Annotated in this window: 1 protein-coding gene; it reads left to right on the forward strand. The window is 66.4% G+C overall.

Going from position 1 to position 1,403, the window contains the following annotated elements:
• A partial coding sequence (locus AC5ZFO_RS47910; protein ID WP_282525905.1) for a CoA-acylating methylmalonate-semialdehyde dehydrogenase occupies positions 1–1,403 on the forward strand: 1,403 nt, incomplete at both ends.

Genomic DNA, 1,403 nt, shown 5'->3' on the forward strand with positions numbered 1-1,403 from the left:
TCGGGCCGGACGGCAGACGTTTTCGAGCCGATGACCGGTGACGTCCAGGCCAAGGTGGCGCTGGCGTCCAAGGCCGAGGTCCGCGCTGCCGTCGAGAACGCCCGCGCCGCGCAGCCGGAATGGGCCGCGACCAACCCGCAGCGTCGCGCCCGCGTCATGATGAAGTTCGTGGAGCTGGTGCAGCGCGACTACGACAAGCTCGCCGAGCTGCTCGCGCGCGAGCACGGCAAGACCGTGCCGGACGCCAAGGGCGACATTCAGCGCGGCCTCGAAGTCGCGGAGTTCGCCTGCGGCATCCCGCATCTGATGAAGGGCGAATACACCGAAGGCGCCGGCCCCGGCATCGACATCTATTCGATGCGGCAGGCGCTCGGCGTCGTCGCCGGCATCACGCCGTTCAATTTCCCGGCGATGATCCCGATGTGGAAGTTCGCGCCCGCCATCGCCTGCGGCAACGCCTTCATCCTGAAGCCCTCGGAGCGCGACCCTGGCGTGCCGATGCTGCTCGCCGAGCTGATGATCGAGGCGGGCCTGCCGGCCGGCATCCTCAACGTCGTCAACGGCGACAAGGAAGCGGTCGACGCCATCCTGGATGATCCCGACATCAAGGCCATCGGCTTCGTCGGCTCCACGCCGATCGCGCAATACATCTACGAGCGCGCAGCCCAGACCGGCAAGCGCTGCCAGTGTTTTGGCGGCGCCAAGAACCACGCCATCATCATGCCCGACGCGGACATGGACCAGGCGGTCGACGCGCTGATCGGTGCGGGCTACGGCTCGGCCGGCGAGCGTTGCATGGCCGTATCGGTCGCGGTCCCCGTCGGCAAGTCCACCGCCGACCGGCTGATGGAAAAGCTGATCCCGCGCGTCGAGTCGCTCAAGATCGGCACTTCGATCGATCCGTCCGCCGATTACGGTCCGCTGGTCACGCGCGAGGCGGTCGAGAAGGTCAAGAGCTACATCGACATCGGCATCAAGGAAGGCGCGACGCTCGCCGTCGACGGCCGCGGCTTCAAGATGCAGGGCTACGAGAACGGCTTCTATCTCGGCGGTTCGCTGTTCGACAACGTCACCAAGGACATGCGGATCTACAAGGAAGAGATCTTTGGTCCCGTGCTCTCGGTCGTGCGCGCGCACGACTACAAGGAAGCGCTGGCGCTGCCGTCGGATCATGACTACGGCAACGGCGTCGCGATCTTCACCCGCGACGGCGATGCCGCGCGCGACTTCGCGGCCAAGGTCAATGTCGGCATGGTCGGCGTCAACGTGCCGATCCCGGTGCCGATCGCCTATTACACCTTCGGCGGCTGGAAGAAGTCGGGCTTCGGCGATCTCAACCAGCACGGCCCGGACTCGGTCCGCTTCTACACCAAGACCAAGACGGTGACCTCGCGCTGGCCGTC

It is taken from the genome of Bradyrhizobium sp. Unk1 (assembly GCF_059512345.1).